The 6,884-nt window shown below is 40.8% G+C and carries 7 protein-coding genes, 2 rRNA genes and 1 pseudogene; 5 read left to right on the top strand and 5 right to left on the bottom strand.

All coding sequences use genetic code 11. The features are described 5' to 3' along the window. Together F8S12_RS36670 and rrf are read left to right on the top strand one after the other, a co-directional pair. Positions 1 to 254, top strand: a 23S ribosomal RNA gene (locus F8S12_RS36670); the annotation flags it as partial. Positions 255 to 388: 134 nt separating this feature from the next. Next, positions 389 to 506 (top strand): 5S ribosomal RNA (gene rrf / locus F8S12_RS36665). A 410-nt stretch (positions 507 to 916) separates the two neighbouring features. Here rrf and F8S12_RS36660 read toward each other — a convergent pair. Next, on the bottom strand, positions 917 to 1,213 hold the full coding sequence (locus tag F8S12_RS36660) for a hypothetical protein (protein ID WP_196521247.1): 297 nt from the start codon (positions 1,211 to 1,213) through the stop codon (positions 917 to 919). Positions 1,214 to 1,335: 122 nt separating this feature from the next. Further along, positions 1,336 to 1,692, bottom strand: a complete 357-nt coding sequence (locus F8S12_RS42570; RefSeq protein ID WP_442946852.1) for a helix-turn-helix domain-containing protein — start codon at positions 1,690 to 1,692, stop codon at positions 1,336 to 1,338. A 116-nt stretch (positions 1,693 to 1,808) separates the two neighbouring features. On the opposite strand from F8S12_RS42570, the gene F8S12_RS36650 reads away from it, so the two are divergent. Together F8S12_RS36650 and F8S12_RS36645 are read left to right on the top strand one after the other, a co-directional pair. Beyond that, complete coding sequence (locus tag F8S12_RS36650; protein WP_196521246.1) at positions 1,809 to 2,588, top strand: ABC transporter ATP-binding protein; 780 nt, start codon at positions 1,809 to 1,811, stop codon at positions 2,586 to 2,588. A gap of 358 nt (positions 2,589 to 2,946) precedes the next feature. Next, positions 2,947 to 4,042, top strand: a pseudogene (locus F8S12_RS36645) (tetratricopeptide repeat protein). A gap of 29 nt (positions 4,043 to 4,071) precedes the next feature. On the opposite strand, the gene F8S12_RS36640 reads toward F8S12_RS36645, so the two are convergent. Continuing rightward, on the bottom strand, positions 4,072 to 4,770 hold the full coding sequence (locus tag F8S12_RS36640) for a phosphoribosyltransferase (protein ID WP_196521244.1): 699 nt from the start codon (positions 4,768 to 4,770) through the stop codon (positions 4,072 to 4,074). A 190-nt stretch (positions 4,771 to 4,960) separates the two neighbouring features. On the opposite strand from F8S12_RS36640, the gene F8S12_RS36635 reads away from it, so the two are divergent. Then, positions 4,961 to 5,650: a uracil-DNA glycosylase gene (locus F8S12_RS36635; RefSeq protein WP_196521243.1), complete on the top strand. Its 690-nt coding sequence runs from the start codon at positions 4,961 to 4,963 to the stop codon at positions 5,648 to 5,650. Between the two features lie 37 nt (positions 5,651 to 5,687). Here F8S12_RS36635 and F8S12_RS36630 read toward each other — a convergent pair whose 3' ends face one another. Both F8S12_RS36630 and F8S12_RS36625 read right to left on the bottom strand, forming a co-directional pair. After that, positions 5,688 to 6,140: a DUF29 domain-containing protein gene (locus tag F8S12_RS36630; RefSeq protein WP_230968524.1), complete on the bottom strand. Its 453-nt coding sequence runs from the start codon at positions 6,138 to 6,140 to the stop codon at positions 5,688 to 5,690. A 105-nt stretch (positions 6,141 to 6,245) separates the two neighbouring features. After that, complete coding sequence (locus F8S12_RS36625) at positions 6,246 to 6,857, bottom strand: hypothetical protein (protein WP_196521250.1); 612 nt, start codon at positions 6,855 to 6,857, stop codon at positions 6,246 to 6,248. Positions 6,858 to 6,884: the final 27 nt, after the last annotated feature.

Genomic DNA, 6,884 nt, shown 5'->3' with positions numbered 1-6,884 from the left:
TCCTCCTTAGTACGAGAGGACCGGGAGGAACGCACCGCTGGTGTACCAGTTATCGTGCCAACGGTAAACGCTGGGTAGCCAAGTGCGGAGCGGATAACCGCTGAAAGCATCTAAGTGGGAAGCCCACCTCAAGATGAGTGCTCTCACTACGTAAGTAGGTAAGGTCACGGGCAGAACACCCGTTTATAGGCTTTAAGTGGAAGTACAGCAATGTATGAAGCTGAGGAGTACTAACAGACCGAGGGCTTGACCTCACATCAATTGGTGAATGATTTCGCGTTGCTTGCAGTCTTCAGGGTTTTGTGAATTTTAGATTTTAAATTTTAGATTTTGGATTTATATATCCAATCTAAAATCTAAAATCCAAAATCCAAAATCGACAGGTTTTCCTGGTGTCTATTGCGCGGTGGAACCACACTGAACCCTTCCCGAACTCAGAGGTGAAACGCTGCTGCGGCCACGATAGTTTAGGGGTAGCCCTACGCAAAAATAGCTCGATGCCAGGTTTTATTTTCTAAACAACAAAAACCCTCTAGCTCACATCATTGCTAGGGGGTTTTTGTTTATTTTTTTAGTGTGGGGTAAATCTCACACGGTAAGCTGAACTTACTAGCTGAGGAGATCGCTTATTTGGCGTTGCTGATTAAAAATATGAATGAGTTTCGCGCCAAGACGCATACTGCAAGCACAACCCGCAGGGTAGCTGCAAAGAATCAAAGTTTCAGATGTTGAATTTTCCAATTTCTTATTCCGATTCAGCAACGCCCTTTGGTAAATCCATCTAACAGATACTAACGCATCTAGCGTAATTTGTTGGGTAAATAAATGTCTATAATTCTAGAAAACAAAAATTTGGCGTTCTTTATAAACCCAAGTATTTTAGGCTGGATACGTTATTATTATCTATAGTGCAGTCCTAACAACTTAAAATACCAGAAATCGCAGCTACCAATTGAAAAACCATTTCTAGCGAGCCACTAGCTACAGCTATATGACCTCCAAGTGCTGCTGATATCGCTTCAAAACTAGCTCCGGCACTAATCATAGTAACTATTTTAGTTACTATACTTACAATACTAACTCCACTACCCACAACAAAAACCCCACTTCCAACAACTAAAGTCACTATGACTGTCCACTGAAGTGGATTAGGGTCGGAGCAAGATACACTACCTAATACAATGTGGAACAACTGCAATTGCTGTAACTGCATATCTCTCGCCTGGATAAATTAATAAATCTCTACAAATATAGTTTTCCCAATAGCTAAAGCAGTATAGCAGTCCCAAAAAAGAAGAATTTCTTCTGTAGCAATTCCTTGTGCAATCCGATCGCCTACTCTTCCAAAACTTCCACCAATTGTTCTAAAGTCACTTCAAACGCATGGGCTATTTTAAATACAGCAGATAGGTCAACGGTGTTGAGAGTACCACGCTGGACATAACTTCTAACAGTGTTGTAGTTGACTCCTGAGCGATCAGCAACATCTTTTAGTGTCCAACCTCTCTCTTCAGCTAGCTCTCGAATCTTTAACCTAACGTAACCCATCCTAAATAGTTGACATTGATGCGTATGCATCAGATAATCTTTTTGTACATATTGATGTGTATGCAACAAAAGCTGTTTACGCATACCAAAAGCGATCGCTCGTCCAGCCTGGAAAACTAACAGAGCGATCGCTATTCCTAACACATCCCACAAAGTGGGAGGGATTAACCTATGATACCAACCTCAAAGCCAAAATCCAAACGATTGATCGCCTCTGTCAAAATGGTATTTACTACATCTTTAATTTTTGAATTTCTCAAATGCCACTCGAATTGCAAAACCTCACAGGCGGTTACACCGCAGTACCAATTGTCCAAGACATTAACCTCACTCTGCAACCAGGAGAATGGTTGAGTTTAGTTGGTGCTAATGGCTCAGGGAAGTCTACATTACTCAAATTGCTAAGTCGCATTCTCTCGCCACAGCAGGGAACGGTACTACTTGATGGTAAAGCGATTCACTCTCAACCCCCAAATTTGGTTGCACAGAAACTGGCATTGTTACCGCAACAACAAACAGTTCCTGTGGGCTTAACAGTGCGACAATTAGTAAGTTTAGGACGCGTGCCACATCAACCTTGGTGGCAATGGGAATTAAACACTGAAGATTTGCTCAAAGTGGAAGCTGCAATTAAAAAAACGCAACTAGAAAAAATGAGCGATCGCTTAGTTGAACAACTCTCTGGTGGCGAAAGACAACGCGCTTTTTTAGCTTTAGCACTAACGCAAGAACCAAAAGTATTACTGTTAGATGAACCCACAACTTATTTAGATATCAACTATCAATTGCAACTATTAGAACTACTGAAAAATCTAAATCAGCAGAAGGAATTAACTATTGTTACAGTTTTACACGAATTAAATTTGGCCGCACGGTATAGTTCTCGCATCGCTTTATTAAAACAAGGTCATCTGTGGGAAGTTGGCACACCCGAAGAAGTTCTCACTTCAAATGCGATCGCACAAGTATTTGGTGTTGAATCTGTGATTATTCACACACCTGTTGGTTTACAAGTTTGTGCCATTTCTGCTGTGTCATGATAAATCAATATAGGACTCCTGTCTGATTTCTGAACAAGATTTCAAATTAAACCCTGATAAAACAGGCTTTTCAGTCTCAGTATGTTTTCAAAAATCAAATTGGAGTCCTATAGTTATTAGTGTTGATCAGTGGTAAGCCAAAAGCGTCGATCAACGGTTCAATAGCGATCGCTTCACTGAAACTCTCACCCCACTAAATCTAGTATTGTAAATGGGCTATTCGAGACAACAACATCAAACAGCCGATCCTCACAATTCAAGTCTTTGGTATCCAGGCTATTGTAAACTAGCTTAATGAAAGATGTATTCTGGTTTTGGGAACACTAAATTTACCATCACACTTAACAGCAAGGGGTTGATATTTAAAGGTGGATGGAATAATAGATCGAAAAATACAGTTGCAATTACCCATAACACACCTAAAACCAGTGAAGCGCAATACAATTACCCATGAATTTGACCCTGGTTCACCAGCAGAAAGACTACCTCCACAGGACAGTGACGACCATTTATCAGAAGCGTCTAAGCTACTGCGACAAGGAATTCAACAACAGCAAGCTGGTGAGTTAGTAGCGGCGATGAAGTCTTTACAACAATCCTTGGGGCTGTTTCAGGTAGTTGGGGATTTGCAAAAACAGACACAGGTGCTTTCTTTTTTAGGATTGGTAACTTATAGTGCTGGAGACTACAAGGGTTCTATCTCCTACTCTCAACAGTGTTTGTCTTTGAGCGAGGACACCTCAGATTTAGCATTGCAGATGCAAGCACTTTCCCATTTAGGTAATGCATACCGTCACCTGAATGACCATAAAAAGGCAATTGAGTTTCTGGAAAAGTGTTTGAAAATAACGCAGCAACTGCAAGACAAACGAAGTCAAGTGGCAGCACTGAATAATTTGGGATTGGTTTATAAGGCTTTAAGCAACTTTACACAGGCAATCGAGTATCAGCAGCAAAGCCTAGAAATTGTGCGGGAACTCAAAGATAACTGGGGCGAAGAGCAGGTACTCAAAAATTTGGGTAATGCTTGGTATGCTTTGGACAATTACCCAAAAGCGATCGCCTACTATGAGCAATGTGTAGTAATATCACGCTCCTTAAAAAATGTTCGGAGTGCTTCTCAGGTGCTAAAAAATCTGGGTAATGCTTGTTATGCCTTATATGATTATCCTAAAGCTATTAAGTATTATGAAGAGCGGTTGCAATTAGCTAGAGAAATTAAAGACAAGCGTAGCGAAGAACAGTCATTAGGTAATTTAGTAGTTGCTTGTGAAGCTTTGGGTGATTATAAAAAAGCAATTACATATCATGAAGAACGTTTGCTGTTAGCTAGGAGTATGAAAGATCGACGCAGTGAAGAACAAGCTCTTGCCAGTCTGAAAGCCGCTTATGAAGCCTTGGGTGATTATGCCAAAGCTATGCAATATCAGCAGGGAACATCTCCAAATAGTTAAAAAGCAAGCATAGGGGAAACAATTCAAAATTACTCGCACAGATCAATTCCCCCCATAGTTTTTTGTTGGTGGAGATATACGAGAACTTCTGATGTATCTACTTGGGGAAATTGCGCGTAAAAATTACTTACACTGCGGAAAGGTTCCGGTGTTTCCAAGACAATGGTGCGATCGCCCCATTGATTCAACCAGGGTAGCAGTTTTTGTGGCGCTACTGGAGTGCATAACCAAACTGCGGCTGGAGAAAGCGCTTTGATAGCAGTTGCCGCTACCGCTATTGTCATACCTGTGGCAATGCCATCATCAACTAAGATGAGCGTAGCACCCTCGGCATTCACCTGTGGACAAGCAGAAATTAATTGTTCCTCAACAGATTTAGCTTGGTTGATGGCTTTATTTAAAGCGACTTCCCGCCACTGGACATCATGTTTAGAGCGAAACAGCTTTTGATCAGTCCAAAGAACATTTCCAGAAGTAGTTACTGCACCAATTGCTAACTCTGGATTTTCTGGATGGCTAATCTTTTTCGCCACAATTATCGTCAAGGGACAACCCAAAAGACGTGCTATTGGTGCTGCTACTGGTACACCCCCTCTTGGCAAAGCATAAACAATTGGTACAGGCTTTACCTTAGAATCAACAGTTTGCTGAGTCAAAACATCATGAATCACTCGCGCCAATTCTTCACCAGCATGGGTGCGATCAGCGAAAAGTGGGGTATATAACATGGTTTCTCCCAGCATCTTTAGGACGGCACTGCTTTTATCATGACTGAATTTTGTCTCAAATTAACTGATACAATAAGATTTATATAAATAATAAATATTCAGTAAAAGTCTATATTCTGATAAGTCCCCAACCAAAGACATACTTAACTTAGATAAGACAACTGGTGCTGATACCAAAATCCTAATTTTCATGAGCAGCGAAACTCAACTTAGCCTCTTTGACGACTCAACCTTTAACCAACGAGAGCTGATTCCCACAGACGCTAAAATTCCTATTCCTCTCGGAACCTATCCCACTATGACCGAGTTGGCGCAGCATTGCGATCACTGCCACCGTTGTGTATTGGGAGACACTCGTACTCATGCTGTTGTCGGACGTGGCAATCTCAAAGCACCAATTATGGTTGTGGGAGAAGCCCCAGGTCAAAATGAAGATGAAACGGGTTTACCATTTGTGGGCAGATCAGGGCAGTTGTTGGAGAAAATTTTGGCATCTGTGAATTTAACAACTGAGAATGATGTATACATCGCCAATATTAACAAATGCCGCCCACCAGATAATAGAGTTCCTACTCCTGTAGAAGTGGCAGCTTGTGTACCTTATTTACTAGAACAAATTCGCCTAGTTGACCCCAAAATCATTTTGCTAACAGGAGCAACTGCACTCAAAAGTTTGACTGGCGATAAGCGGGGAATTACGAAAATTCGTGGACAGTGGCTAGAGTGGGAAGGGCGTTTGTGTATGCCAATTTTTCATCCTTCCTACTTGCTACGCAACTCTTCTAAGGAAAGAGGTGCGCCTAAATGGTTGATGTGGCAAGATATTCAGGCAGTGCGGGCTAAGTTAGACGAAATCCAGGGTAATATCTCAGAAAAATGAGTGTGTTCAAACGAACTCAAGACAACTACCACTATTCTTACAAGTAGGTAAATGGTGGCAAATAATCCACATCTAAAATTTGCTCAATGGTATAGGGACAAGTTTGTGGGAAACAATTTAACCCACTTTTCTTTTTTGCTTGTCGTAGCGCATCAATATAGACTTCCTCAAGCACTGTGAGCAGATAGTTGTAGAGGTTTTTAGATTTGGTTAATTTCTTGAGTTCCACCCGAAAATTATCAATTTCCACTTCCCAATGATTTCTACACTCAGGAAGACTCCAATATTCATATAAAAGCAGATGTTTTAAAAGTTGTAGTAAATAACTTTCGAGCTTGTGTTTTTGCTCATTACCCAATCCTTCAATTTCCTCAATCAAATGCTCCCAATCAAGATGATCTAAATCTCGTTCTTGCAATTGTTTCAACGTTGTTGCTAGCCACAAGTGATAATCTTGTTCATAAAGAATTTGAGTGAGTATTTTAGACATAATTTAGGATTTTACTTTACCTAAAGCTGTTAATAATTCTTTTAAATATTCCTTTAGAAATTGGTCATGGGGTTGTCGAATCATGAGATTTTTAATTACGTTTTATCAACGGACACTTCCCCCTTGACAATCTCGTAACCAAGTTTTAACCCCTTGAGCGATCGCACCATAACTACTATCCCTTGGGGGTGATAGTGGTTGTTGTTTTGGATAAGCACCTGTTTGGGTAAACATCATCACCAAACGCCAACCACTTTTAGTTTTAGTCAACAATAGCCAGTGAAATTCCTGCAATTCTACCCCTTTCTTACCTATATACTGCCGTCCTAAGCTAGTAAAAAAAACTTGCTCAACTCCTGATCCAGTACTTTTAGGCGCATCTGTACTATATTCTTCTAGGTTAAGGGGTAGGGGAGTAAATTCAGGTCTTCCTGCCACTAGCATATAACTGTAAACATCACTGCTTCTGCTGAGGCGACGGGCACGTTGACTAGCGCGATTGGTATAACTAGGCAAATCTTGTAGTAACTGTGTAGTTAATGTTTCTAAATTTTGCTCAGAACACAAAGACCTCGCCCCACTATTGACATTTTCCCTTTCTAATACCACAGAGAGGTTAGGGGTGAGGTTTGTCGAGAAAGCTGGGTAATCAAGGCTATTTGATACTAAAATCCAAAAACCACAAGCTAAAAGCCAACTATAATTTTTCTTCAAGATTGCTCTCCCCCTGAACCTTGCACCATC

This window comes from Nostoc sp. WHI (assembly GCF_015714725.1).
GTDB lineage: Bacteria > Cyanobacteriota > Cyanobacteriia > Cyanobacteriales > Nostocaceae > Nostoc.
The sequence above is the reverse complement of the archived record's forward strand: the minus strand, read 5'-3'. Positions and strand labels throughout refer to the sequence as shown.